31 protein-coding genes are annotated in these 22,364 nt (G+C 65.1%); 18 read left to right on the top strand and 13 right to left on the bottom strand.

Features of this window, described 5'->3' with window-relative positions; genetic code table 11:
- Positions 1 to 5: 5 nt before the first annotated feature.
- Positions 6 to 716 (top strand): peptidylprolyl isomerase, encoded by a 711-nt coding sequence (locus ACXMDM_RS08735; protein WP_259722887.1) that lies wholly within the window; start codon positions 6 to 8, stop codon positions 714 to 716.
- A 12-nt stretch (positions 717 to 728) separates the two neighbouring features.
- Here the strand turns inward: ACXMDM_RS08735 and ilvN are convergent, their stop codons facing one another.
- A complete protein-coding gene (gene ilvN / locus ACXMDM_RS08730; protein ID WP_071801417.1) occupies positions 729 to 1,259 on the bottom strand; it encodes an acetolactate synthase small subunit in 531 nt (176 codons plus the stop codon).
- A 36-nt stretch (positions 1,260 to 1,295) separates the two neighbouring features.
- Positions 1,296 to 2,147, bottom strand: coding sequence for an alpha/beta fold hydrolase (locus ACXMDM_RS08725; RefSeq protein ID WP_083544545.1), 852 nt, complete (start codon positions 2,145 to 2,147; stop codon positions 1,296 to 1,298).
- 130 nt (positions 2,148 to 2,277) lie between these two features.
- Between ACXMDM_RS08725 and ACXMDM_RS08720 the strand changes: the two genes are divergently transcribed.
- The 4 genes from ACXMDM_RS08720 (at position 2,278) to ACXMDM_RS08705 (ending at position 4,807) form a co-directional block, all read left to right on the top strand.
- Entirely contained in the window at positions 2,278 to 3,357 is a 1,080-nt protein-coding gene (locus ACXMDM_RS08720; protein ID WP_259722888.1) for a N2,N2-dimethylguanosine tRNA methyltransferase, read from the top strand.
- Positions 3,358 to 3,375: 18 nt separating this feature from the next.
- Positions 3,376 to 3,474, top strand: coding sequence for a cytochrome b6-f complex subunit PetM (gene petM, locus ACXMDM_RS08715; RefSeq protein WP_071801415.1), 99 nt, complete (start codon positions 3,376 to 3,378; stop codon positions 3,472 to 3,474).
- 75 nt (positions 3,475 to 3,549) lie between these two features.
- Positions 3,550 to 4,512: an NAD(P)H-binding protein gene (locus ACXMDM_RS08710; protein ID WP_259722889.1), complete on the top strand. Its 963-nt coding sequence runs from the start codon at positions 3,550 to 3,552 to the stop codon at positions 4,510 to 4,512.
- A 79-nt stretch (positions 4,513 to 4,591) separates the two neighbouring features.
- A complete protein-coding gene (locus ACXMDM_RS08705) occupies positions 4,592 to 4,807 on the top strand; it encodes a DUF8669 family protein (RefSeq protein ID WP_071801413.1) in 216 nt (71 codons plus the stop codon).
- Positions 4,808 to 4,865: 58 nt separating this feature from the next.
- Here the strand turns inward: ACXMDM_RS08705 and ACXMDM_RS08700 are convergent, their stop codons facing one another.
- Complete coding sequence (locus tag ACXMDM_RS08700) at positions 4,866 to 5,534, bottom strand: pseudouridine synthase (protein WP_259722890.1); 669 nt, start codon at positions 5,532 to 5,534, stop codon at positions 4,866 to 4,868.
- Between the two features lie 206 nt (positions 5,535 to 5,740).
- On the opposite strand from ACXMDM_RS08700, the gene infA reads away from it, so the two are divergent.
- The gene (gene infA, locus ACXMDM_RS08695) at positions 5,741 to 6,010 is read left to right on the top strand and encodes a translation initiation factor IF-1 (RefSeq protein ID WP_071801411.1); all 270 of its coding nucleotides are present in this window, start codon (positions 5,741 to 5,743) and stop codon (positions 6,008 to 6,010) included.
- Positions 6,011 to 6,043: 33 nt separating this feature from the next.
- On the opposite strand, the gene ACXMDM_RS08690 is transcribed toward infA, so the two are convergent.
- Together ACXMDM_RS08690 and ACXMDM_RS08685 are read right to left on the bottom strand one after the other, a co-directional pair.
- Positions 6,044 to 6,253, bottom strand: coding sequence for a DUF8673 family protein (locus ACXMDM_RS08690; RefSeq protein WP_145537067.1), 210 nt, complete (start codon positions 6,251 to 6,253; stop codon positions 6,044 to 6,046).
- A 168-nt stretch (positions 6,254 to 6,421) separates the two neighbouring features.
- On the bottom strand, positions 6,422 to 7,864 hold the full coding sequence (locus ACXMDM_RS08685) for a DEAD/DEAH box helicase (RefSeq protein WP_259722891.1): 1,443 nt from the start codon (positions 7,862 to 7,864) through the stop codon (positions 6,422 to 6,424).
- A gap of 126 nt (positions 7,865 to 7,990) precedes the next feature.
- Between ACXMDM_RS08685 and ACXMDM_RS08680 the strand changes: the two genes are divergently transcribed.
- The 3 genes from ACXMDM_RS08680 to ACXMDM_RS08670 are packed head-to-tail and all read left to right on the top strand — an operon-like array spanning position 7,991 to position 9,920.
- Positions 7,991 to 8,164 (top strand): hypothetical protein, encoded by a 174-nt coding sequence (locus ACXMDM_RS08680; protein ID WP_162922880.1) that lies wholly within the window; start codon positions 7,991 to 7,993, stop codon positions 8,162 to 8,164.
- A gap of 9 nt (positions 8,165 to 8,173) precedes the next feature.
- Positions 8,174 to 8,875 (top strand): SDR family oxidoreductase, encoded by a 702-nt coding sequence (locus tag ACXMDM_RS08675; RefSeq protein WP_259722892.1) that lies wholly within the window; start codon positions 8,174 to 8,176, stop codon positions 8,873 to 8,875.
- Between the two features lie 4 nt (positions 8,876 to 8,879).
- Complete coding sequence (locus tag ACXMDM_RS08670; RefSeq protein ID WP_499569432.1) at positions 8,880 to 9,920, top strand: YheT family hydrolase; 1,041 nt, start codon at positions 8,880 to 8,882, stop codon at positions 9,918 to 9,920.
- Here the strand turns inward: ACXMDM_RS08670 and ACXMDM_RS08665 are convergent.
- Entirely contained in the window at positions 9,844 to 10,194 is a 351-nt protein-coding gene (locus tag ACXMDM_RS08665) for a (2Fe-2S) ferredoxin domain-containing protein (RefSeq protein ID WP_071802252.1), read from the bottom strand. The two genes, ACXMDM_RS08670 and ACXMDM_RS08665, sit on opposite strands and share 77 nt — an antisense overlap.
- 90 nt (positions 10,195 to 10,284) lie before the next feature.
- The gene (locus ACXMDM_RS08660) at positions 10,285 to 11,526 is read right to left on the bottom strand and encodes a 1-deoxy-D-xylulose-5-phosphate reductoisomerase (RefSeq protein WP_259722912.1); all 1,242 of its coding nucleotides are present in this window, start codon (positions 11,524 to 11,526) and stop codon (positions 10,285 to 10,287) included.
- A gap of 116 nt (positions 11,527 to 11,642) precedes the next feature.
- Between ACXMDM_RS08660 and ACXMDM_RS08655 the strand changes: the two genes are divergently transcribed.
- Complete coding sequence (locus tag ACXMDM_RS08655) at positions 11,643 to 11,909, top strand: hypothetical protein (protein WP_259722913.1); 267 nt, start codon at positions 11,643 to 11,645, stop codon at positions 11,907 to 11,909.
- Here the strand turns inward: ACXMDM_RS08655 and cysS are convergent.
- From cysS to ACXMDM_RS08640, 3 genes are all read right to left on the bottom strand, one after another.
- Positions 11,894 to 13,387 (bottom strand): cysteine--tRNA ligase, encoded by a 1,494-nt coding sequence (gene cysS / locus ACXMDM_RS08650; protein WP_259722894.1) that lies wholly within the window; start codon positions 13,385 to 13,387, stop codon positions 11,894 to 11,896. The genes ACXMDM_RS08655 and cysS overlap by 16 nt on opposite strands.
- 63 nt (positions 13,388 to 13,450) lie before the next feature.
- Positions 13,451 to 13,708, bottom strand: coding sequence for a hypothetical protein (locus ACXMDM_RS08645; protein WP_499569429.1), 258 nt, complete (start codon positions 13,706 to 13,708; stop codon positions 13,451 to 13,453).
- Between the two features lie 47 nt (positions 13,709 to 13,755).
- Positions 13,756 to 14,193, bottom strand: coding sequence for a hypothetical protein (locus ACXMDM_RS08640; RefSeq protein ID WP_259722895.1), 438 nt, complete (start codon positions 14,191 to 14,193; stop codon positions 13,756 to 13,758).
- A 145-nt stretch (positions 14,194 to 14,338) separates the two neighbouring features.
- Here ACXMDM_RS08640 and ACXMDM_RS08635 point away from each other — a divergent pair, with 145 nt between their 5' ends.
- The gene (locus ACXMDM_RS08635) at positions 14,339 to 14,617 is read left to right on the top strand and encodes a hypothetical protein (protein WP_499569427.1); all 279 of its coding nucleotides are present in this window, start codon (positions 14,339 to 14,341) and stop codon (positions 14,615 to 14,617) included.
- On the opposite strand, the gene ACXMDM_RS08630 is transcribed toward ACXMDM_RS08635, so the two are convergent.
- Complete coding sequence (locus ACXMDM_RS08630; protein ID WP_259722897.1) at positions 14,590 to 16,011, bottom strand: hypothetical protein; 1,422 nt, start codon at positions 16,009 to 16,011, stop codon at positions 14,590 to 14,592. The two genes, ACXMDM_RS08635 and ACXMDM_RS08630, sit on opposite strands and share 28 nt — an antisense overlap.
- Before the next feature lie 139 nt (positions 16,012 to 16,150).
- Between ACXMDM_RS08630 and ACXMDM_RS08625 the strand changes: the two genes are divergently transcribed.
- Both ACXMDM_RS08625 and ACXMDM_RS08620 read left to right on the top strand, forming a co-directional pair.
- A complete protein-coding gene (locus ACXMDM_RS08625; RefSeq protein ID WP_071801402.1) occupies positions 16,151 to 17,281 on the top strand; it encodes an SLBB domain-containing protein in 1,131 nt (376 codons plus the stop codon).
- A gap of 6 nt (positions 17,282 to 17,287) precedes the next feature.
- Entirely contained in the window at positions 17,288 to 17,767 is a 480-nt protein-coding gene (locus ACXMDM_RS08620) for a protein-tyrosine phosphatase family protein (RefSeq protein ID WP_071801401.1), read from the top strand.
- A gap of 83 nt (positions 17,768 to 17,850) precedes the next feature.
- Here the strand turns inward: ACXMDM_RS08620 and ACXMDM_RS08615 are convergent, their stop codons facing one another.
- On the bottom strand, positions 17,851 to 18,732 hold the full coding sequence (locus tag ACXMDM_RS08615) for an N-acetylmuramoyl-L-alanine amidase (RefSeq protein ID WP_071801400.1): 882 nt from the start codon (positions 18,730 to 18,732) through the stop codon (positions 17,851 to 17,853).
- A 368-nt stretch (positions 18,733 to 19,100) separates the two neighbouring features.
- On the opposite strand from ACXMDM_RS08615, the gene ACXMDM_RS08610 reads away from it, so the two are divergent.
- The 5 genes from ACXMDM_RS08610 to ACXMDM_RS08590 all read left to right on the top strand — a co-directional run bounded on the left by ACXMDM_RS08610 (position 19,101) and on the right by ACXMDM_RS08590 (position 22,185).
- On the top strand, positions 19,101 to 19,778 hold the full coding sequence (locus tag ACXMDM_RS08610; RefSeq protein WP_071801399.1) for a Uma2 family endonuclease: 678 nt from the start codon (positions 19,101 to 19,103) through the stop codon (positions 19,776 to 19,778).
- Positions 19,779 to 19,799: 21 nt separating this feature from the next.
- On the top strand, positions 19,800 to 20,048 hold the full coding sequence (locus ACXMDM_RS08605; protein ID WP_083544542.1) for a type II toxin-antitoxin system Phd/YefM family antitoxin: 249 nt from the start codon (positions 19,800 to 19,802) through the stop codon (positions 20,046 to 20,048).
- 3 nt (positions 20,049 to 20,051) lie between these two features.
- Positions 20,052 to 20,411 carry a type II toxin-antitoxin system VapC family toxin gene (locus ACXMDM_RS08600; protein ID WP_071801397.1) on the top strand — a complete coding sequence of 120 codons (360 nt, stop codon included), beginning with the start codon at positions 20,052 to 20,054 and terminating at the stop codon, positions 20,409 to 20,411.
- 1,118 nt (positions 20,412 to 21,529) lie between these two features.
- Positions 21,530 to 21,784, top strand: a complete 255-nt coding sequence (locus ACXMDM_RS08595) for an AbrB/MazE/SpoVT family DNA-binding domain-containing protein (protein WP_071801396.1) — start codon at positions 21,530 to 21,532, stop codon at positions 21,782 to 21,784.
- Positions 21,781 to 22,185 (top strand): type II toxin-antitoxin system VapC family toxin, encoded by a 405-nt coding sequence (locus ACXMDM_RS08590; RefSeq protein ID WP_071801395.1) that lies wholly within the window; start codon positions 21,781 to 21,783, stop codon positions 22,183 to 22,185. Before ACXMDM_RS08595 ends, ACXMDM_RS08590 begins: the two co-directional genes overlap by 4 nt.
- On the opposite strand, the gene ACXMDM_RS08585 is transcribed toward ACXMDM_RS08590, so the two are convergent.
- Positions 22,160 to 22,339 (bottom strand): hypothetical protein, encoded by a 180-nt coding sequence (locus tag ACXMDM_RS08585; protein WP_071801394.1) that lies wholly within the window; start codon positions 22,337 to 22,339, stop codon positions 22,160 to 22,162. The two genes, ACXMDM_RS08590 and ACXMDM_RS08585, sit on opposite strands and share 26 nt — an antisense overlap.
- Positions 22,340 to 22,364 lie beyond the last annotated feature (25 nt).

Below are 22,364 nucleotides of genomic sequence, written 5' to 3'. Positions count from 1 at the left end.
ATCCAATGGCCATCTCTTTTCCCCGCGTTCTGCTCGTCGGCTTGCTGCTGTTCTCGCCCCTTGGGCTCACGGCCTGCGCAGCCGATCCGGTCAAAGGCTCCGTCGGCTGCGAAGCCGCCACCAGCCCCTGCCTGAGCGGCCAGGCCCTGGTGGCTCTGCAGACCAGCCGCGGCGAGGTGCAGGTTTCACTCGACGGTGAGGCGGCGCCGCTGACAGCAGGCAACTTCGTTGATCTGGTGCGGCGGGGCACCTACAACAACACCGTGTTTCACCGGGTGGTGCGCGAACCTTCGCCCTTCGTGGTGCAGGGCGGCGATCCCCAGAGTGCCGATGCCAAAGTGCCGGCCAACCTCTATGGAACCGGCAGTTTTCTTGATCCCACCAGCGGCCAGGCCCGCTTCGTGCCGTTGGAGATCGCCCTCAAGGGCGAGGCAGAACCCCGCTATGGCGTGGAGCTGACCAATCCCGCTGAGCTGGGGCAGCTGCGCCTGCAACACGAACGCGGAGCGATCGCCATGGCCCGCTCGGCCGATCCCAACTCGGCCAGCGCCCAGTTCTATATCGCGCTCAAACCCCTGGTGGAGCTCGATGGCCGCTACGCGGTGTTCGGCCGGGTGGTCAAGGGCATGGAGGTGGTGGACAAGATCCGCCAGGGCGACAGGCTGGTCAAGGCCACCGTGGTGGAGGGCGGCGAGCTGGTGGAGGGCAAGCCCTGAGAGAGCGGAGCCTCAGGCCGGCACCCGCTTGCTGGACGCGCTGATCTTCAGGAAGGCCGTGTTCACGCCTGAGGCCCGCTCCAGGGCCACCTTGCCGGTGCGCACGATCTCGAGAATTCCGTAACTTTCGAGAATCTGCTCCAAGGCCACCAACTTGCCTGGATCCCCCACCACCTCAAGGATCAGGGCGTGATTGGAGACGTCGATCACATTGGCGCGGAACACCTGCATCAGTTCGAGGATTTCGGAGCGTCGCTCCGGCGGTGCCGAGACTTTCACCAACATCAGTTCCCGCTCCACCGAAGGAATCGTGGTGAGGTCGATCACATTGAGCACGTTGACCAACTTGTTGAGTTGCTTGGTCATCTGCTGCAGGGTCGACTGATCCCCTTCCACCACCATGGTCAGCCGGGACACTCCCTTGCCTTCGGCAGGCCCAACCGCCAGGCTCTCGATGTTGAAGCCGCGCCTGGCAAACAGACCGGAGATCCGGCTGAGGGCGCCTGATTCGTCTTCAACCAGCACGGAAAGGGTGTGCTTCATGCAGCGCTCGCTGGGGCCCGGAATCCTGAGGCCAAATTACGTTGCGGCCTTCAGGCGGCTCAGCCAGGGATGCAGCTGCTGGCTGAACTCGGCTGGGGCTTCGTCGTGGGGGCAATGCCCCACCCCTTCAAGCAAGGTCAGTTCGAGATCGCTTTTGTAACGCACCAGTTGGCGCGAGACCTCAATCGGCACCAGCCGGTCGGCCTCGCCCCAGAGCACCAGCAGGGGCTGCTGCATGCGGGCCAGCAGGGCGGCGGCGGTGGCCTGCCGTGGCCGCAACGCCATGCCGATGCTCATGCCCCGCAGCGCCCAGGAGGCGGTGGGCCGGCGGGCCGGGGCGGCAATCAGCTGACGCAGTTCGCTGTCGCCGATCACGGCAGTGGCGTAAGCGGATTGGATGCCGAGATCGAGCAGGGGAGTGCGGGCGATCAGGGGGACCAGCAACTCCAGCGGCAACAGCCGGCAGAGCAGGATCACCACCAGCCGCTGCAGCCGTCGCCGCCAGGGGGGCCGGCGCCGCGGCACGGCGACCAGCAAGGTGGGGTCAGGCAAGGTGGCCGCCGCAACGGCCCGCACCCAGCCGGGAAAGAACACGGCGCAGCTGAGCGCCACCAGGCTGCCGAGCGAATGGCCCACCAGCACAGCCGGTGCCTGCACCACCTCTTCGAGAAAGGCCTGCACCTGGCGCGCCCAGAGGCGATTGTCGAGGCGGCGGGCCGGCTGGGCGGAATCGCCGAAGCCGATCAGGTCGAGGCCATAGACGCACCAGCCCGCCGCCGCCAGCGGACCCGCCGTGCGGCGCCAGTGGCCGCTGCCACAGCCAAAACCGTGAATCAACAGCAGGGGCGGATGGCCTGGATTTCCAAGCTGCCGCCAGTGGCAGGCCATCCCCTGCCACCGCCAAACCGCGTGTTCGCCCCAATCGATGCCGCTCGTTGCGACAGGCTGGCAGAGGGTTGTCACAACCGGAGCCGATCCGACGCAGGAGGACTCTCACTATTGCGAAGCTTCCGCCCGAGTGCGTCTCGGCAGCGGCTTTTTTCAGGCCAGCTCACGGCCGTCGCGGGATCTTGGCGTGCTCCTGGCGCGCCAGCTGGCGGGCTGCGGCCCGCTGCGGGTGCTCGACCTGATGGCCGGCTGCGGCATTCGCGCCCTGCGCTACGGCCAGGAAAGCCAGGCCGAAGCGGTGTGGGCCAATGACGCCGACCCCGACCGCTTGGCCTTGCTTCAGGCCAACCTGGCCCCACTGCGGCTGCGGCTGCCCACTCCGTTGCGGGTCAGCACGCTCACGGCCCAGAAACTGCTGGCCGATTGCCTGATCCGGGAGGAACGCTTCGAGCTGGTCGATCTCGATGCCTTCGGCTGCCCGAGTGCCCTGCTGCCCCTGGCCCTCAATGCGGTCAGCTTCGGCGGCGTGCTTTACGTGGCCAGCAGCGATGGCCGCTCCCCCACCGGCCACGACCGGCCCGCCGCGATCCGGCTGCTGGGGGCTGCCGCCCGGGCCCATCCAGCCAGCTGGGAGCTGGCCCTGCGCCTGCAGCTGGGGGTGATCGCCCGCACGGCCTGGGCGATGGGTCGGGGGCTGGAGCCCCTGCTGAGTTTCAGTGAGGGGCGCACCTTCCGCACGGCGGTGCGCCTGCGGCGCCGGCCTGCCGAGGCGGAGGAGAGGCAGCTGGGCATGGCGGCCTATTGCCACCGCTGCGGGGACCAGCAGGTGCAGCCGCTGATCAGCCTGCGCGCCTGGGCGCCCTGCTGCGGTGCCGATCGGCCGTTGGCGGTGAGCGGACCGCTCTGGATCGGCCCCTTGCAACATGGCCCCACCCTCACGGCCAGGGCCCCAGCTGATCCCAGCCTGGGCCGCGAAGCCACCCGGTTGCTCGCCCGCCTGGCCGACGACGAAGGCCTGCCAGCCCGCTGCTGGCCCACCGCTGAGATCGGCAAGCGACTGGGCGGTGGGCCACCGGCACTGGCCGCGCTGCTGAGCGCCCTGCGCGGCGACGGCTGGTCGGCGTCCGCCAGCGCCCTGATGCCAGCGCAGGTGCGCACCGACGCGCCCTGGCCCGTGGTGCTGGGCGTGGCGGAGGCGCTAAATAGGTAGTCGTTCCCGACCACTCCCATGGCCTCAGAAATCTTCGGCATCGCAGCGATCTTCTGGGTGCTGATTCCGGTCGGCTTGGTCGGCGGCGCCGTGCTGCTCAAGTTGCAGAAAGACTGAACCGGCTGGCACCCCTGGCGGCCCGCGTCAGGTCTTGTCGCAGCTTTAGGCTCAGCCCTTCGCCGCCCGTGGTTCATGCAGGTTCTGGTCGTCGGTGGCACGGGAACGCTGGGTCGCCAGATCGCCCGCCGCGCACTCGATCAGGGGCATCAGGTGCGCTGCATGGTGCGCTCACCGCGCAAGGCTTCGTTTCTGCAGGAATGGGGCTGCGAGCTCACCCGCGGCGACCTGCTCGAGCCTGCCAGCCTCGACTACGCCCTGGAGGGTCAAGACGCGGTCATCGACGCCGCCACGGCCCGCGCCACCGACAACCACAGCATCTACACGATCGATTGGAGCGGCAAGCTCAATTTGATCAACGCCTGCCGGGCGGCGGCGGTGAAGCGCTTCATCTTTGTGTCGTTGCTGGATGCCGAAAAGCACCGCAGCGTGCCGCTGATGGAGATCAAATACTGCACCGAGCAGTTGTTGATCGAGTCAGATCTTGACTACACGATCCTGCGGTGTGTGGCCTTCATGCAGGGGGTGATCGGTCAGTTCGCCATGCCGGTGCTCGAGAGCCAGACGGTCTGGGTGAGCGGCACGCCAACGCCGATCGCTTACATGAACACCCAGGACGTGGCCCGGTTCGCCGTTGCCTCCCTCGACCACCCCGCCACGGTCCGTCAGGCCTTTGCCGTTGTCGGGCCGAGGGCGTGGAACACCGGTGAAGTCACCCAGCTCTGTGAGAAGTACAGCGGCAAGGCGGCGCGGGTGTTTCGGGTCAGGCCCGTGCTGATCCGGCTGATGCAGGGCATTGCGGCCTTCTTCGAACCGGGCGTGAATGTGGCCGAGCGACTGGCCTTCGACGAGGTGACCGGTGGGGGCATCAGCCTGGAGGCACCCATGGACGAGAGCTACGCGGCCTTCGGGCTCGATCCAGCCGAGACGACCCACCTCGACGCCTACCTCAAGGAGTATTTCGGCACGATCCTGAAGCGACTGCGGGAGCTGGATGTGGACCTGGCCAAGGATGCCAAGAAAAAGCTTCCCTTCTGAACAGTTCAGGCGTACTATTGCCGTTGATTTTGCCCGTCACCTCTGGGTTCCGCCTTCACCCCTCCAGCTCTTGCACGCCATGTCCATTGCCCAGATCAAGAACCTGCAGCGCCGGCTCGCCAACCTTGAGCAGGAGGCGGTGGAGGAACTGAATCGCTGCTGCGGCCACGAACTCTGGCTGACCGTTGGCTTCGATGCTTTTGATTCCCTTGAGGATCCCGATCGCCGCTCGCGCGCCAACTACTACTACGGCCAGTTGCAAACGGCGCGGGAACTGCAACAGGTGATCGGCTGAACGCTGATCTGCTCAAGCGTGATCGCCTGAAGGCAGGGACAGCCCAGGCGAAACCGCCCTATCCGCCGCCGCCACCCTGGCCACCCTTTCCACCGCCTGCCTTGCCGCCGCGTCCTGGAGAGTGAACGGCTGGGCGCCGCAGCACCCCCTCAAAACGCGCATTTTCGCCTGAATCAGCCTGCCGCCACTGGCCAGGGGCCAGGCCTTCAAGGTTGAGCGGCGCCTGGCCGTCCATCAGATCAATGGCGGTGCGAATCAGGCGCAGGGTGGGCAGGCCGACGGCGGCCGTCATGCGCCGGACCTGGCGGTTGCGGCCTTCGCGCAACTCCAGCTCAAGCCAGCCGGTGGGCACGGAAAGGCGGTGCCGGATCGGGGGCTGCCGCTCAGCAACGGCGGGATCGGCGAGCAGGGCGGCCTTCGCCGGCAGGGTGCGCTTCCCCTGCACGATCAGCCCACTGCGCAGCTGCTGCAGATGGTCTGGCGTGGCCGTGCCCTCCACCTGAACCGCATACCGGCGCCAGTGGCCCCAGCGGGGATCGGTGAGCCGTTGCTGCAGGGGGCCGGAGCTGGTGAGCAGCAACAGGCCCTCACTGTCGGCATCGAGGCGGCCGGCGGCATAGACGCCGGGGACATCAATGAACGCAGCGAGGCTGGCCCAGGAACTGCCGGGTTCAGGCGTGAACTGGCTCAACACCCCATAGGGCTTGTGAAACAGCAGAACGGCCAACGGCGCTGCTCAGCTGGGGTTGCTGTTCTGGCGCGCTTTCCAGAGGTTCACCACCCCGATCGAGATCAACAGCAGACCGAGATCCAGCGATAGGGGCGGAGTGATCAAAAGAAGGCCTCAGGCGAGGGGTGACCCTAGCCACCGCCTGGGCTGGCGAGGCGTCAATTTAAGCTGAATCAATTCTCCGCTTTGAGCACCAGTCCCGCATGATCGAAACCTCGGGTGTGATCGAGAAGGAACAGGGCAATGGGTTCTACCTGGTCACCCTCGATCAGCCTTCCGGTCACCAGTGCCTCTGCCGTGCCGCCGGAAAGCTCACCAAGTTCCGCATCAAGCTGCTGGCTGGCGACAAGGTGCTGGTCGAGATCAGCCCCTATGACCTCACCCGCGGCCGGATCACCTACCGCGAACGCAACGCCGGCACCACCGGCCCCCGCCCGGGCGGCAACCGACCCGGTGGCCCCAGGCGCCGCTGAGTCAGCGCTCTGCGCTGCGTTCAAGCTGTGCGTTCAATCCGCGGCCTGCTGCTCCGTTCTCTGAAAAGTGCCAGCACCGTCCGAGCACTTTCGTGGCTGCTTGGGGTCAAACGGCGTTCTGAAGGGCGTGATCAGAACGTCGAGGCGTTCGGCATGGTCGTCGAGGCAGACGATCCAGTCACGGAATTCTTCGGACAAGGCAAAACTCTCCTCGTAGCGCTGCTCAGCGTCGAGCTGGGCCATCCGAGAGATCGCCCAATGCACCAAGGGAGACAAGTGGCGTTGGAGAGACGCATGGTCCATGGCCTAACTCCGAATCATTACCAAACTGGCGGCCAAGCAGACCTTCAGTGGTGTTGTGAAGCGAACGTCGCATTTTTTTGAGAACGGCAATGTAGTCAAGGCTGCAGCTCAGGCCTGGCGAGCCACGAACGGGGGAAGCTGGGGGCCTTTGAGGCGGATCAGCTCACCCACCCCCTCGCGCAGCGCCTGCAGGGGCAGCGCCGCGCTGCCACCGGCACCGCCGGCCTGCGGATCGGCCACCGCCCCGGGCTTGGGCCGGATCAGGTAGGGCTCGGCCACCGACCAGCTGCGGGCAAAGCCGATCAGCCGGGGATCGGCGGGAGCGAACACGAAGGAGGCGTGGCGAGGGATTGCCTCAACGGCGCAGCGCTCCGCCTCCATGCGCACGGCCCGGGTGATCGCCTGCACGAAGCGGCTGCGGGTCACCACCGTGGTCAGGTAGGCCACCACCCGCAGGCGCGGTGCGTCGAACCCCTCGGCGCACATATCCACACTCACCAGCCAGTCAGCCTCGCCACGGCGGAAGGCCTCCAGGCGATTAGCCGCTTCGGAATCCTGGGAATGGACCAGGAACACCCGATCCCCCTCCTCTTCGAGCAGCCCGGCGATCCTCCTGGCATGGTCAATGTCCCGGGCGATCACCAGGCCACCCGCTCCGGGATGCTCGCCAGAGCGCAACTGGGCCAGCTTGCAACGGGCCAACACCAGAACCCGCAAGGCGATGCTGCTGGGGTCGCCCAGCTGGATCGCCCGGCGCAGGTTCCGGGCTCGCCAGCTTTCGCGCCCTTCCAGCGACAACGCCGAGCGCTCCGATTCACCCGTGCGGCCATGGTCGACCCAGCCGTCCTGGAAGCGGAACTCCAGGGGGCGCACATCCCCGGCCGCGATCAGCTGCCGGGGCTCGACGCTCAGATCCGCCGCGATCCGCTCGACCCGCTCACCGTCCTCCCACTCAAGAACGCGACTGGCAGCGCAGAAGGCCAGGTTGTCAGCCCGAAACGGCGTGCCGCTCAGCCCCAGGCGCAACACGCAGGCCTGGCTGAGGCGCTCAAAGGCATGGCCCCAGGCGGTGGACTGCGGTTCTTCCGGATCCACCCCCAGGTGGTGGACCTCATCGGCGATCGCCAGCACCTTGGCAGCCCTCACCCAGGCCAGCCCATTCTCGACCCTCTCCAGCTGCCGGGCCGCTCCCTGGTAGGTGAGTAACAGACCACCGCCCTCAGGCAGATCCGCAGCCTCGCCCTGCCAGAGCGCCAGTTCGATGCCGAGCCCGCGGGCCGCCGTTCGCCACTGATCGGCGATCGAACTGCGATGGCAGAACACCAGCAAATGGCTGAGCTTCCCTTCTCGCTGCAGTCGCTGAAAGCTGAGCAGGGCCCCGAGCGTTTTGCCCGCACCGGGACCGGCATGGATGAGCACATCCTGGCTGCCGCGCTCCAGCCGGCGGCGCAGCAGGGCAATCATCTGGCTCTGCCACTGGCGCGGCCTGGGCAGAGCAGGCACCCCCGCTGGCGATGGCCCGGCGGCCAGGTCAAAGGAAGGGAAAGCCATGGCCACGGACCCGAGACCGCCATTGTGCTGGCGAATGAAATGTGCGGCCGAATGGCGGCCGAATGAATGAATGAATGAGTGTTTCTCGTCAGGCGTGAGGGGCCGGGGTTTCTTTAACTTCCGGCCATGGCCCAGGGTTCAGCCTTTCCACCAGCGCCGGGATGTCGCCTCCACCTGCAGCGTTGTCTGCGCCTGGAATGTGACCTCGATCCGCTGATCCTGCGCGCACGGCTGTTGCGCAGCGTCGGTCAGCTGGGCCCGGCCCGATGCCTAGAACAGGAGCTGCTTCCGCTGCTTTGAATCCCAGCCATGACTGATCCACGAGCGAAAGGCGTTGTCGCCGTCAGTGGGGCCTCCGGCAAGACCGGCTGGCGGGTGGTGCAGGAGGCCCTGAAGCGGGGCTATCGGGTGAGGGCGCTGCTGCGGCCCAGCTCCGCCGTGCCCGAAGGCCTGAAGGGGGCCGACCTGATTCGGCTCGAACTCAGCGATGGGCCCGCCCTTGAGAAGGCCCTGCAGGGCGTGGAGGCCCTGGTGATCGCCACCGGGGCACGCCCATCGATCGATCTGAGCGGCCCCCTGAAGGTGGATGCCCTGGCCATGCGTTCCCAGATCGCCGCCTGCCAGGCCAGTGGGGTGAAGCGGGCGGTGCTGGTGAGCTCCCTCTGCAGCGGCCGCCTCTTCCACCCCCTCAACCTGTTCGGGTTGATCCTTATCTGGAAGCGGCTGGGCGAACGCTGGCTGCAGGAAAGCGGCCTGGACTGGACCGTGGTGCGCCCCGGCGGACTCAAGGAGTCTGAGGAGCAGCTCGAGAGCGAAGGCCTGCGTTTCAGCGGCCCCGACCAGCAGGAGAGCAACAGCATTCCGCGCCGACTGGTGGCCCGGGTCTGCCTGGATGCCCTGGAGCAACCCGCCGCCATCGGCCGGATCATCGAGGTGACCAGCAGCCCGGAGCTCGAATCGATCCAACTGTCTGAGTGGTTGCAGCACGAGGCAACGCCCGCCCGTGCCTGAGCGCTTGCTGGTCCCAGCCTTCCGCCCGCGGCCGCCCTGGTGGGGGGCGGATCTCCAGACTCTGCGCGACACGGTCTGGCCGCCAACGTTCCCGATCGATCGAGGGGTGCCCCTACCGATCGTGATCGCAGCGGGGGAGCAGCTGCTGGCCCTGCATGATCTGCCGGCCGCCGTTGACCCCCTTGGCCTGGTGGTGCTGCTGCATGGACTGGGCGGATCGAGCCAGGCCACCGGGGTGCGCCGCCTGGCCCTGGCGCTGCAACAGGCTGGCTTTGCGGTGCTGCGCCTGAATCTGCGCGGGGCTGGCGCCGGCCGGGCCCTGGCCCGAGGCACCTACGCCGCCCACTGCAACAGCGACCTGCAGCCTGCCCTGGCGCTCGCCCGGCAGCTGGCGGGCGAGCGGCCCCTGTTCGGGGTGGGATTTTCCCTGGGCGGCACGGTCTTGCTCAACGCTGTTCTGGGTGCCTCCACGCCGCAGAGCGGCCTGGATGGGTTGGTGGTGATCAGCAGCCCGCTCGATCTGGCGGCCTGCTCCGCATCGATCGGCCGGCCGCGCAACCGTCTCTACGAACGCTGGTTGGTGCGGGCCCTGCGCCGCCAAACCCTGGCGGATCCCCATGGCATCAGCGCCAGCGAGCGGCGGGGTTTGTCCAACGTGGGCAGCATCCGAGACTTCGACGCCCTGATCACCGCGCCGCGCTGGGGCTTCGCCTCAGCCGAGGCCTACTACGCCACCGCCAGTCCGCTGCCGCAGCTGCTGGAGTTGGCCAGCGGTGGGCCCGGCTCGGCAGAGGCACAGGCTCCCCTGCCGCCAACTCTTGTGGTTCAGGCCATTGACGATCCCTGGGTGCCGGCCGCCCCGGCCGTGGCGTTGGCCCAGGCAGCGCCTCCTGGGCTGCAGGTCGTGCTCACGGGCGGCGGCGGCCACAACGGCTTCCATGCCCCAGGCGGCAGCTGGTCGGATCAGCTCACGCTGCGGTGGTTGAAGCAGCAGGTGCTGGCAGAGCAGCGGTTGAAGCAGCAGGCACAAACGGAGTGCGCCTGAGGATCCACTCCTCGATCGGGGTGCCGCCCACCACGTGCTCCCGCACGATCCGCTCGATCCGCTCGGGCGTCACGCCCCCGTACCAGATCCCCTCAGGCCAGATCAGCAGGATCGGCCCCGCGGCACAGATGCGCAGGCAGTCGGCCTTGCTGCGCAGCACAACCCCGCCTGGCCGGGCTGGGTCCTCCAGGCCCAGCTCCCGCACCAGCTCCTTCAGCCGGCTCCAGCTCGCTGCCCCGAGCACGGGATCCACGCAGAGCGGATTCGATGGCATGGCACAGAGCAGCAGATGATGGCCAATGCTTGCGGGCAGGTTCAAGGCAGTCTCAAAGCCATTTCAAGGCAGTGGTGTTGAGCTGGTCGATCAGGCCAGCAGCAGTTTCGGCGCCAGGCTGGCTGAGGCCTCAAGCACGGCTTGGCGCGCCCAGGCATCGACGGCCAGCACGTCGCTGAGGCTGGGATCGGCCTTCACTTCGGCCCGGTGGCGATCGCAGACCCGCTCGATCAGGCGCGGGATGTCGAGGAAGTGAACGCGCTCGTCGAGGAACAGGGCGACAGCCTGCTCGTTGGCCGCATTCATCACCGCCGGCATGGTGCCGCCGCTGCGGCCTGCGGCGTAGGCCAGGGCCATGCAGGGGTACTTGCTCTGGTCTGGGGCCTTGAAGCTGAGCTGGCCCACGGCGGTGAGATCGAGGCGGCGCCAGGGGGTGGGCAAGCGCTCCGGCCAGCTGAGGCAATAGAGCAACGGCAATTTCATATCGGGCCAGCCGAGCTGGGCGAGCACCGAGGAATCGGCGAGCTCCACCATCGAGTGGATGATGCTCTGGGGATGGATGACGATCTCGATGGCGTCGTAATCGAGGCCAAACAGATAGTGGGCCTCGATCACCTCCAGGCCCTTGTTCATCAACGTGGCCGAATCGACGGTGATCTTGCGGCCCATGCTCCAGTTGGGATGGCTGGTGGCATCGGCGACCGTCGCCTTGGCCAGATCGGCGGCGGGCCAATCACGAAAGGCGCCTCCGGAGGCGGTGAGCTGGATGCCGCGCAGGCCCGGGGTGGGAATGCCCGTGGAGAGGCGGGCGGTATCGGCCCAGGGGGTGCCCTGCAGGCACTGGAAGATGGCGGAATGCTCGGAATCGGCGGGCAACAGGCGGCTGCCGCTGCGTTTCAACTCGGGCAGCACCACCGGTCCTGCGGCGATCAGGGTTTCCTTGTTCGCCAAAGCCAAATCTTTGCCGGCGCGGATCGCCGCCAGGGTGGGCAGCAGGCCAGCGCAACCCACAATCCCGGTCACCACCAGCTCGGCGCTGCTCCAGGCGGCCGCGGCGCAGAGGCCATCGCTGCCGGCGAGCAACTCGGGACGGCGGGCGGGCCGAGCGGAGGGCTCAAGGGCGTCGAGCCTGGCTTTGAGCTCGGGCAGCAGCTGGGGATCGGCCAGGGCCACCACCTCGGGGGAGTGGCGGCCGATCTGCTCGCTGAGCAGGGCCAGGTTGCGACCCGCCGTCAGGGCGACCACGCCGAAGCGATCCGGGAACTCCTCGGCCAACTGCAGGGTCTGGGTGCCGATCGAGCCGGTGGAGCCCAGCACACTGATCGCTTTCATCAGGCTGGCCCGCATCTGCTGGCTGCCAGTCTCCCATCGATCCAAGCGGCCCGCGTGGCAGGGCAGGGGCGTCGTGCACACTGAGCGCAGCGATGGTGTCATCCCTGGCGGCCGCGATGCTCTGGCTCAAGCGTTGGAATTTCATCGAGCGGGCACGGCTGGAGCGCGAGCTCTGGGATGCCTTCGAGGGGGGTGAGGACATCGAGGCCAAGGTGGAAGCCTTGCGCCGCGCACTGGAGGAGGGCCCAACAGAGGGTTCAGCAGAGAGCCCAGTGTCACCAGCCGCCGCTGGCGAGGAAGCCTTCAGGCTTGAGGTGTGGGAGACCACCAGGATCCGCATCCGCCGGATTGAGGCCTTGATGCGCGATCAGGCCCCGCGCTGAATCCACTCGGTGGTTCCATCGGGACGATCGATCAGTTCGATGCCCTTGGCCCGCAGACGATCGCGAATGGCATCGGCATCGCCATAGCGCTTCGCTTGACGAGCGGCGAGGCGTTCGCTGATCAGGGTCTGAATCTCGGCCTGATCCGGGCCGGCTTCAGCGTCCGGATCAGGCTCAGGGCTGGCCTCCTGCTCCAGGCCAAGCACGCCGCTGAGTTCCTGCAGCAATTGCCAGCGCCCTTGCAGATCTTGGTCTTCGGCGCTGAGTTGGTCCCCCCGCTCCAGCCTGCGCGCGAGGGCTCGCAGGGGGCGGACCAGATCGAACAGCACCGCCAGGGCCGCTGAGGTGTTGAGGTCGTCGTCCATGGCCGCAACGAAGGCAGCGCGACAGATCAGCAGCGCATCCTCTGCTTCCTTGGCATCCTCTGCTTCCTCAGAAACAACTTCACCATCCCAGGCCAGCAGCGATTGCAGGCTGGGCTTCAGGCCCAGCCCAAGGGCTTGGTTGAGGCCCTGCCAGCCGGCGGCGGCGGCGGCGAGCGCTTCAGTGGTGAAATCAAGGGGTTTGCGGTAATGGGCCTGGAGCACGAAGAAGCGCAGGGTCATGGCTGATACCCCACTGGCGAGCAGTGATCGGATCGTGGTGAAGTTGCCGAGCGATTTAGACATCTTTTCGCCGTCAACATTCACCATGCCGTTGTGCAGCCAGTAATGGGCCAGCGGCTCACCATTGGCCGCTTCTGACTGGGCTATTTCATTCTCATGGTGGGGAAAGATCAGGTCTGATCCACCCAGGTGAATGTCGATGGTGAGGCCCAGTTCCTGACGCACCATCGCCGAGCATTCGATATGCCAGCCCGGCCGACCGGGGCCCCAAGGGGAGGGATAACTGGGCTCTCCAGGTTTAACCCCTTTCCAGAGGGCGAAATCGAAAGGATGCCGTTTCCGCGATTCCTCTTCTGTGTTGAGGCGGCCGCTGGCACCCTGTTGCTGCTCGCTGAGGCTGCGGCCACTCAACTTACCGTAATCGGGCTGGCCGAGCACAGCAAAGTAGACATCGCCAGCGGCGGAATAGGCGGCACCAGAGGCTTCGAGTTCGCCGATCATGGCGCGGATGCCCTCAAGGCATTGGGTGGCGCAGGGAACCTTGTCAGGCGGGAGGATGTTCAGGGCAGCCATGTCATCACGGAAGGCCGTGATGTTGCGCTCACTCACCGCTTGCATCGATGAACCCTCTTCAGCGGCCCGCTTCAGGATTTTGTCGTCAATATCGGTGATGTTCTGAACAAAGGTGACCCGGTAACCACTCCAGATCAGGTAACGGCGCAACACATCCCAGACGATGTAACTGCGGGCGTGGCCCAGGTGGCAGAGGTCGTAGACCGTGACACCACAACAATAAATCGAAACCTCACCGGGCACCCGTGGCTGAAACGCCTCGGTGCGCCTGGTGAGGGTGTTGGTGAACTGCAGGGTCAAGGCTGGCCGGCTCAGGTTGAAGGAACCGTAAGGGTTCAGCGGCGGCGGCTTGCCTGGAGCCGATCACCAGAGGCCGCGAATGGGCACAGATTCGACTGGGGCCGGGCGTGCCACCTGATAGGTGCAGGCTGGATCTGAAATCCTGAATCCCTGGGCAAGCAAAGGATCTTTGACCACGCTGGCCTGGGTGATGGTGGAGGTGACCGAAGCGAGCGTGCGGGGCCTCAGGCAACTGGGCCTGTCAGCCAGATCGGCAGCGAAGGCTGGGGCTGCCAGAGAACCGACGGCGAGTGCGACACCAGTGGTAAAGAGCTTGAGCATGAGGAAACTACGTTGAGTTGGATGAATCGTAAGCCGAAAGAATTGCCTTAACGCGACACGTTGTTGCTGCCACCACCACCACCACCGTCAAAACAGCCAGCTGCGGCGCAGATTCCCAGGCCAACGCCTAGACCCACGGGAATAATCCACCAGGGGAAAGGATTGGTAACTGGAGGCACAACGGCTGCGGGAGGAGCAGGAATGGCAGCGGCTGCGGTGAAGAAACAGGGTGCGCTGCGTGCCGGCAGAGTGCCGGGCCAATCGGGCAGCAGGGCGCACAGCACCTCATCCGGGGTGAGGGTGGTTTCGGGATTGATCGTGATGCTGCGGCGGTCGCTGGAGAAGGAGACACGGTCAGAATTGAGCAAGATACGCTCCACTTCTTCGCCGGTGACCTTGTTGCGAACCGAGATGTACTCGCTGTTCGAGAACCGGGGCAAGGCGCCTTCGTAGGTGATCTCCAGCTCATTGCTGCCGACCGGCATAACCGTGACATCACTGGTCGACTGGACGTCACCAGACGCCTGGCTGATCAGCTCAAAAGCTCCTGGAACTGAAGAGGGCTTCTGGGAGGTAGGCGGTTGAAGGCCTGGAAGCGCGGTGACACCATCACCATTGACTCGCACCAAATTGACGCTGCCCCCTGGAAAGGCCCTGACGGGCAAGGAGTTGACAGAAATTGCCGTGGCCGTGGCCAACGCCAGAGGAACGGTGAAACGCATGAAAAATTTTCAGAATTCTGGAATGGTTGTCAACTTACTTCCACAGGCAAAGGCGAACAGAAACAGCTCGCAAACCAGATCGAAAACTGTCTACCAGACCATCTGCATGGGTATTCGGAGCCTCGAGCGTCAGTCTGAACTTATCCGAAAAGGGCAAGATCAAAACGACATCGTCACCCTGCCGTAGTAGCGCGGTTCGCAGGGATTGGTCGTGCAGAGCCCCTCGATGTAGCCGGGTGTGTTGCCGAGAAAGTCGGTGGCGTAGAGGGAAAACGTGAGCGGAAGGTCTTTGATCGGACGCACGGACACGCCTGCTCCAATGCCGAAGCCGAACCACTCGTAGCCGATCGAGACCTGGCTACCCAGGTGAAGGCTGAGAGCGCCGATCGGGCCCCAGAAACAGTCGGTGCCTTCTGGAAAGTTGAGGCTGGTGACGTTGTTGCCACTCAGGCAGTTGGTGGATCCCAAGGTGCCATTGCCGCCAAAGCCGTAAAAATCGGAGCCGATGCCTGCGGTGGCCACCAACAGGATCGGGTTCTGGCCACGGCTGATCGGCACGGCCTGGGAAAGCACCAGGTAAAAGTTGCGGCCCAGATCCGTGGTGTCATCAAGCTGGATGATGTGTTCACCGCCGAAGGCAATCCCGGTGGTAGGGGTGAGGTTGAAGGCGGTGCGGAAGCCGATGCTCTGGCCGGCGAACTGGCCTGTTCCCCGATTGCGGCTGGTGAGGCTCTGAATCGTGTATTGGAAGCCCAGGCTGGCGTACTCACCTTTGAAGGGCGTGAAGTCGAGGTAGGCCTCGCTCTCGGCGCAGTCGATCCAATCTCCTCCTGCTGGAACGCGGCAGGCGCGGGTCCGGCTCGTGGCTGTGAGTGTGGTGGATATGGTGAATTCCCTGTCCTGGGCAAAACCGTTGGGCACGTTCAAGCCCGTGTCGGGGTAGGGGTCGCCGTTGACGGTGATGCCCCGAGCCAGGCCCCGCACCTTGGGCCAGAGCGGAGCTGGCTGCTCGGGAAGGTAAGGCGGGTCCGGCCTGACCTCGCCTCTGGCCAGTGCAGCAGAAGGCCGAAACACCTCATCCTCAGGAACCAGAAACCAGCGCAGGCTGTTGTCCCTGGCCAGCATCTGGCCCATCATTTGAACGTCCTGGCTGGCGGGTTGCGCCGGAGACATCACGGCCAGGCGGTTGTCTTGCGAGGGAACCAGCTCCCAGGCCAGGGACCGCTCCGGCGTGGCAGCGATTGGCGGGGGCGGCGTGGGCTGAAGGGGTTGGGGGCTTTGGGGGCTGGGCGGAACCAATTCCCAGACGAGGCTTGTGGACTGCGGCTCAGGCTCAGATTCAGGGCCTGATTCAGAACGTGATTCAGCAGCTTGGGCCCGCAACATGGGTACGGGCGGTGGTGGCAACGGGACAGCCGCCACTGGTGGAGGCGGCAGAGGAACGGCCAGCACGGGGGGCGGTGGTTCGGGCAGCTCCGAGAGCAAGATCTGGGCTTCGACCGCCGAGCCCGCCACCACGCCAAGCGACGTCAGCAGGCTGAGCCAAGGCGTGAAGCTGGACGCAAACAGCCGAAATGACACGTTGAGGGCCGTGGCGATTAAGTTGCGCCAATGTATCGGCGATGGCCAGCTGATGACTGGCCCCATACACCCACTTTTTTACACGGTTCATGGCAACATTCGCCCCATGGCACCAACCGCCTCACTGTCAATTGCCTCAATGACGCTCTTGCGCTTGAAACCAGTGGGAAAGCGTTGGGTCGCGCCGCTGCCACTCCTGCTGGCCTTAGGCCTCTCCAGCCCCACGCTTCCCATTGCGGCGGCCGAGTTGCGGCGTGAAGCGATCGCCCAGGCAGGTCCAAGCTCCACTGGATTTGAAACAACCCTTCAGGACGACGCCTACATCCTGGGCTCTGGCGATGGGTTGAGCCTGAGGTTTCTGGCCGTAGAGGACCTCAGCGGACCGCTGGAGATCCTCAATGACGGCACCGCCTCCCTGCCGCTGCTGGGCAGCGTGATGCTCTCGGGCCTGACCCTGTCCCAGGCCAGTCTCTGGCTGGAAACTCTCTACAAAAATCAGCTGCAGCGCCCGGATCTGTTGCTGAGCGTGGTGCGTCCACGCCCCCTGCGCATCGCTGTGGTCGGCGAGGTGGAGCGCCCTGGTCTCTACACCCTCACCACCTCAGAAGCCTCCACGACCCAGGCGTCGGTGTCGATCAGTGGGCCCCCCACGCTGGTGGATGCGATCCAGAAGGCGGGTGGGATCACATCGATGGCCAACCTGCAGCGGGTGGTGGTGCAGCGGCGTCTGCCCGGTGCCGACTCCCGCTTCAAGCGCACCCGTGTGGACCTGCTGGCGCTGGTGCGCGACGGTGACCAGCTCCAGAATCCATTGCTCTTCGATGGAGACACGATCAAGCTGGAGCGCGTTGCCCAGGAAGATGCCAGCAATTCGGCCAAGTTGGCAGTCACCACCCTGGCTCCGACGCAGATCACCGTCAACGTGATTGGCGAAGTGAAATCACCCGGACGGCTGCAGGTTCCTGCCAGCACGCCCTTGATGCAGGCGATCCTGGCGGCCGGGGGCGTGGAAACCTGGCGCGCCAAGACGTCACAGCTTGAACTGGTGCGGATCAACCGCAACGGCTCGGCCATGCGCCGCCAATATCGCCTTGATTACAACCAGGGAGTTTCCACGGCCAGCAACCCTCCGCTGGTGGATGGCGACACGGTGATCGTCAATCGCAGCCGCTATGCGATCAGCGCGGATGCGATCGGGGCCGTCAGCCAGCCCCTGAGCGGATTGGTCAATGTGTTGACCTTGTTCCGCCTGCTCGACAGCAACAATTAAAACTGAATGCGCATCACCTGGCTGTTGAGCGATGAATTGGCCGTGGGAACGGCACCCTGCAGCAGCGAAGATCTCGATCAGCTCGAGCAGGAGGGCGTCAAGGCGCTGATCAGCCTCTGCGCAGCTGAGGAGATCAAGCTGAGCGACGGAATCTCCGAGCGTTTCGAGTGGGTTCGCCTACCGCTGCCAGATCACCACTACGATTGCGTCCCCACGGCCCGGCAGATCTCTGTGGTGCTGGCTGAACTGAGCCGGTTGCGCGGCTATGGCCCGGTTTATCTCCATTGCGTGGCCGGCGTGGAACGCTCGCCCCTGGTGGCGATGGCCTGGTTGATGCACAGCCGCCGCATGGGCTGGCAGGCGGCCCTGGAGTATGTGCAGCAAACCCATCCCGGCACGAGCCCTTTGCCCGAGCAGCTGGCGGTGCTGAGAGGCTTGCCATTGCTGACGGCTTCCATGCGATTCCAGCAGCCAGCAGTAGCCTGAGCCAGCTGTAGAACGGCAAAGGGATCGAGTCGCTGGAGCTCCGCTCGCGACCGCCCGACTTTCGGCGATTCGTGTGTCTTGATTCAGCCGCCACGACGTTCGATCAGGGTGAAGGGTTCGAAGCTTGTGCTGATGCCGAATTCTTCGGCAAATTCGAGCACGCGGCACCAGGCGCGGTTTTCGCGCAGGATGCCGCGCAGGATCACCGGCGCGTTGCCGTGCTGGAGGGTCATCTCAAACAAAGGCCAGCCGACGCTGGGCTGCACCTGGTTCTCCTGGAAGGTGGGCGCCACATCGAGGCTGCCGATCAGGATGCGGCGCCGATTGGCGTCCCAGTCATAGGGAATCTCGTAGAGAGCAAGCAGCTCGGCGGCCAGGGCCCAGGAGCTGCCATTGGCGTCGATCTCCACAGCCAGCTCCTGGCTGCGGGCACGGATGCTGGTGGGGCGACGGAAGGCGAGCGGCTCAAATTCAGGCTTGGCTTGAGCCAGAAAGCCCCGAATGCGTTGCCTCAATGCATCGCCACCGCTGGGCGGGCCGTTTTTGCTGAGTTGCAGGAAATCCCAGCGCTCGCCACTACCACCCCAGATCACCGGGCCGTAGTTGTCGTGCATCGAGCGACCGTCGCGGTTGGCGGCCGCCTCGGCGTGGGTCATCACCTTCTCGATGGTGATATCGGCCTGACCCCAGCCCCAGCTGCGGGCGATCGCAGCGGTCTCGCGGCACATGGCGTTGAGCTGGGCCTCGGTGGGAGGAATGCTCCAGGGATCGGGGCGGCCACCCATGCAGGCGCAGGACAGGGCCACCGCATTGCTGTTGCGTCGCCAGGTGTGGGCCGGTAGATCGATGCTGTAGGCGTGCAGGCGCCGCAGACGGCCATCGCCGCTGATGATGGTGTGATACAGGCCGGAGCGCACCCAGGTGTAAGGGGTGGCGGCCCAGTGCAGATAGATGGTGGCTGGCATCAGCGTGGCGAGCCGAAAGGGAGCGATGGCTGGAATTGAATACAGGCCAAAGCATCACGTCAAGATAAAGTATTTTAGTTGTACTTAATACGCACAAGTCCAATCAAGGAGCAGCAGTGCTGCATGGATTCCATAGCCACCGTCAGCGTGATTTGAGGCGTTGCCCCGTTTGATCTGGTGTGCGCGGCTAACCCTGAGGCAGTGCCCGAGCTCAGCGCCCACGGCTGATTGATCTACAGGACCCCAACAGGCGTTGAAACGGGTACCTGCAACAGCGGGCTGGTCTTTCAGCTCATGGGCTTCGCCAAAGCCCCTGGATGCTGCATTCAGATCGCCGCTACTTTGGAGCCATGAGCCCGAGTACGGCCATGACACTGGTTACCAGCCCAGCCACTTCATCATCTTCAGCTGCGATGGACGTCCTGGCGCCGCTGCGATGGCCTGATGATTTGCGGTTCACACCTGAACAATTTGAGCGGATCTGCTCCGCCAACCCTGAGTCGGTGCTCGAACTCAGCGCCGATGGCGAGCTGATCACGATGACCCCGACAGGTGGTGACACCAGCGTCCGTAATTCCCGTCTGTTGATGCGTCTCCTGGTGTGGGCGGATCAGCAAGGCGGCTGGACTGTTCTCGACAGCTCGGGAGGATTCCGTTTGCCTGATGGAGCCATCCTCAGTCCTGATGCGGCGCTTGTGCGCCTGGAGCGCTGGCAGGCTCTCACTGCCGAACAGCGCCACGGCTTCCCGCCCCTCTGCCCCGATCTGGTGGTGGAGCTGGCCAGCCCCAGTGATGAGGGCTCCCGCGGCGTGAGTGCTCTGCGCCGCAAGATGGCCGCCTATCAAGCCAACGGCGCTCGCCTTGGCTGGTTGTTGCTCCCCGACGAACGGGCCGTCGAAATCTGGCCCGCCAGCGGCGACCCCCAGCGCCAGGAACAGGCCACGCCTCTCGAAGCAGGGCCTGAGTTTCCAGGCCTGCGCCTGGACCTTGAAGAGATCTGGGCAGCCGGCAGCGCATCCCAGGTCAACCCGTCCCTAGGCTGCTGATGACCAGCTGACCTGTTGACCATGCGAACAGTGGGCTTGGCGGAGGCCAAGGCTCAGCTTTCAGCGCTGCTGGATGCAGTGGAAGCAGGTGATGAGGTGGTGATCACCCGACGGGGTCAGGTGGTGGCCCGGCTTGTGCCCGAAGCGCAGCGGTCTTACCAGGAAGCCACCATCTCCTGGCCTGAGCGAATCAGACATTTCCATGCGGACCGGCCCCGCTTGGCTCTCAGTGCGGTGGATCTGGTGGATGAGCTGCGGGAGGAGGGATGAGAAATGACACCGACCTATGTGGATAGCTGTTTGGTGTTGTCGCTGTTCCTCGGCGATGGCGGCTATGGCGCTGCTGAGACGTGGCTCCTGCTTCAGGGCGATCAACCGCTTTGGGTCAGTCACTGGGTTCTGCTTGAGTTAGAGCTGTTTCGTCAGCAACGGCTGAGCCTGATCGAGCCCCGTGGCGGCGATTTCTTTCAGGCTCGTCATTGGCTTCAGGAGTTCAGAGCCGTCGCGCTACGCAGCGGCGATGCTCTGCATCTGGCCCTGGCGAAGCGGCACAATCTCCTGATCGCCACAGCTGATCGAAACCTGGTCAGGGCAGCCGATGCCCTGAGCCTTCCCTGCCAATGGATCGACTGACGGCGTGAGCTGCGCTAGCCCCCGTTCTATGCCATCTCTGCAGATTCGAGACCTACCGGAGCCCTGCAGCAGGCGTCTCAGGTGCTGCCCTGAGCAGAGCCTCCAGGAGCCGAAACGCGTGGTGGAGCAGCTGATGATCGAGATGGTGCATCTGGTTGGCTGATCAGTTCAGCCAAGATGTGTGGCGGACGAGCTGTCAGCGCCGTCACTCCCTGGAGCAGGGCCTGAATCAGTCCTGGGTTATTAAGTGACGTCGCCTTCGGAGTGCAGCTTCCCTTTGGCGATTCGCTGCCTTGGCTGCTCCCACAGCAGCACCCCTGCCCTGGCAGATCGATCCGCCAGGGCAGCAGAAGATCATCCAGCTGGGCGCCGAGCAGCAGCAGCTCGCCCAGCCCCAGGGCCGGGGCCTCCAGGCACAGGTCAATGTCGGATCCGCCGGAAGACCAGGGATGGCGATCTCGATCAGTTCTGTGGATGCGCTCAATGCTGCTTTGCCTGGTCTGAGCAGATCCCTCACCACGGCCTCCCGCACCGCATCCCGCGAACCGCTGATGCCACTCACATCCTGGTCCACCAGGACATCTTTCAACAGCTGCCAGCTCAGTTCATGGGGAATTCAAAGGCCTGAATCAACCCCTGCTCCTCCAGCTCACTCAGAGGACGCGGCAGTCATTGTCCAGGCGTTGCAGCCAGCGCACATCCGCTTCCGCCATGGCTGCAGAAGACCCAACTCCCCCAGTGTGTCTGCCTGGGCTTCCGCCGGTCTTGAGGACAACGCGACTACAAGGCCCCGGCGCCACTAAGAAGCTCGGCGAGGCCTTCCAGTGGATGCGATTCTCTTCCTCTTGTCGAAGGGTCAGTTTGTGATTCCGGCGCGGCTGAGACAGTTGCTGGGGTTGTGTCGCGAGTAACACCGCTCCATCACTCCCACCCCACTTGTAGATCCAGACTCCCGCGTGATTCTTCGCTTCACCATCACGCTTCTGCAACGGCTGCCTCAGCCGCCGTGGGCAGCAGTGGCGCTTCCTTGGGGTGAGCCTGGGCGCGAGCCTGCCGCAGGCGATCAGCGAGGGCGCAGTGATCTGTCTTACTCTGGTAAGACGTGCTGGAGTTGAACCATGGACGCCATCCTCACCCTCTCCTCGAAGGGGCAGCTGGTGATTCCGGCCCGGCTGCGTCAGCTACTGGGCTTGAAGCCGGGCGATCGCCTGGCTCTCAGCTTGGAACCGGATGGTCTGCGCCTCACACCCCAGGGGGCAGGGCGACCCGGCTCTGCCCGCGCCCTGATCGGCGCTGCGGGCTACCACGGACCCACCGTTTCCCTGAAGCAGATGGATCCAGCCTTGTTCGCCAAGCGCCCAGAGCACCCATGAGTCTGCCGCTGGCGCTCGACACCAACGTCCTGGTGCGGTTGCTCACCAACGATGATCCAGAGCAGGCCGAGCGGGCAGCGCATCTGATCGATGGCAGCTCCGCCTGCTTTGTGCCGATCACGGTGACGCTTGAGCTGGAATGGGTGCTGCGTGGTGCCTATCGCTTGTCGCCCGAGGTGGTCATCCGTGCCTTTGAAGGTCTGATGGCCATCCCGCAGGTGCATCTCGAGCATGATGATCAGGTGCTGAATGCCCTGGAGTGGCATCGCCATGGGCTCGACTTTGCCGACTCCCTGCATCTGGCCCGCAGCGAGGGCTGCCGTGCCCTGATCAGCTTTGATCGCTCCCTGGCCCGCTGTGCTGCCGGCCTCGGCCTCACACCTGCCGTTGAGGAGCCTTGAGCTGGCTGAGATCTGGGCGGGGCGAACCCCCTCGGCCGCCGCGGCGTTCGCCCAAGGCAAAGGGAGAAAAGAAGGCCGTGATGCCGAATTCCTCGGCGAATTCCAGCACCCGGCACCAGGCCCGGTTCTCGATCACCAGACCCCGCAGGATCACGGGCGACTAGCCGCCCAGCAGGGCC

Source organism: Synechococcus sp. CS-603, from assembly GCF_977929215.1.
Note: the sequence above shows the minus strand (reverse complement) of the source record. Positions and strands in the feature narration are given on the sequence as shown.

Coding starts and splice junctions, on each gene's coding strand:
- ACXMDM_RS08620 (WP_071801401.1), top strand. CDS start 17,288: ATGCGCATCACCTGGCTGTTGAGCGATGAATTGGCCGTGGGAACGGCA.
- ACXMDM_RS08625 (WP_071801402.1), top strand. CDS start 16,151: ATGACGCTCTTGCGCTTGAAACCAGTGGGAAAGCGTTGGGTCGCGCCG.
- ACXMDM_RS08685 (WP_259722891.1), bottom strand. CDS start 7,864: ATGGCTTTCCCTTCCTTTGACCTGGCCGCCGGGCCATCGCCAGCGGGG.
- ACXMDM_RS08655 (WP_259722913.1), top strand. CDS start 11,643: ATGCTCTGGCTCAAGCGTTGGAATTTCATCGAGCGGGCACGGCTGGAG.
- ACXMDM_RS08615 (WP_071801400.1), bottom strand. CDS start 18,732: ATGCCAGCCACCATCTATCTGCACTGGGCCGCCACCCCTTACACCTGG.
- ACXMDM_RS08705 (WP_071801413.1), top strand. CDS start 4,592: ATGTCCATTGCCCAGATCAAGAACCTGCAGCGCCGGCTCGCCAACCTT.
- infA (WP_071801411.1), top strand. CDS start 5,741: ATGATCGAAACCTCGGGTGTGATCGAGAAGGAACAGGGCAATGGGTTC.
- ACXMDM_RS08660 (WP_259722912.1), bottom strand. CDS start 11,526: ATGAAAGCGATCAGTGTGCTGGGCTCCACCGGCTCGATCGGCACCCAG.
- ACXMDM_RS08690 (WP_145537067.1), bottom strand. CDS start 6,253: ATGGCCCAGCTCGACGCTGAGCAGCGCTACGAGGAGAGTTTTGCCTTG.
- ACXMDM_RS08590 (WP_071801395.1), top strand. CDS start 21,781: ATGAGTCTGCCGCTGGCGCTCGACACCAACGTCCTGGTGCGGTTGCTC.
- ACXMDM_RS08610 (WP_071801399.1), top strand. CDS start 19,101: ATGACACTGGTTACCAGCCCAGCCACTTCATCATCTTCAGCTGCGATG.
- ACXMDM_RS08710 (WP_259722889.1), top strand. CDS start 3,550: ATGCAGGTTCTGGTCGTCGGTGGCACGGGAACGCTGGGTCGCCAGATC.
- ACXMDM_RS08640 (WP_259722895.1), bottom strand. CDS start 14,193: ATGCCGGTCGGCAGCAATGAGCTGGAGATCACCTACGAAGGCGCCTTG.
- ACXMDM_RS08675 (WP_259722892.1), top strand. CDS start 8,174: ATGACTGATCCACGAGCGAAAGGCGTTGTCGCCGTCAGTGGGGCCTCC.
- petM (WP_071801415.1), top strand. CDS start 3,376: ATGGCCTCAGAAATCTTCGGCATCGCAGCGATCTTCTGGGTGCTGATT.
- ilvN (WP_071801417.1), bottom strand. CDS start 1,259: ATGAAGCACACCCTTTCCGTGCTGGTTGAAGACGAATCAGGCGCCCTC.
- ACXMDM_RS08665 (WP_071802252.1), bottom strand. CDS start 10,194: ATGCCATCGAATCCGCTCTGCGTGGATCCCGTGCTCGGGGCAGCGAGC.
- ACXMDM_RS08725 (WP_083544545.1), bottom strand. CDS start 2,147: ATGGCCTGCCACTGGCGGCAGCTTGGAAATCCAGGCCATCCGCCCCTG.
- ACXMDM_RS08605 (WP_083544542.1), top strand. CDS start 19,800: ATGCGAACAGTGGGCTTGGCGGAGGCCAAGGCTCAGCTTTCAGCGCTG.
- ACXMDM_RS08645 (WP_499569429.1), bottom strand. CDS start 13,708: ATGCTCAAGCTCTTTACCACTGGTGTCGCACTCGCCGTCGGTTCTCTG.
- ACXMDM_RS08600 (WP_071801397.1), top strand. CDS start 20,052: ATGACACCGACCTATGTGGATAGCTGTTTGGTGTTGTCGCTGTTCCTC.
- ACXMDM_RS08735 (WP_259722887.1), top strand. CDS start 6: ATGGCCATCTCTTTTCCCCGCGTTCTGCTCGTCGGCTTGCTGCTGTTC.
- ACXMDM_RS08595 (WP_071801396.1), top strand. CDS start 21,530: ATGGACGCCATCCTCACCCTCTCCTCGAAGGGGCAGCTGGTGATTCCG.
- ACXMDM_RS08680 (WP_162922880.1), top strand. CDS start 7,991: ATGGCCCAGGGTTCAGCCTTTCCACCAGCGCCGGGATGTCGCCTCCAC.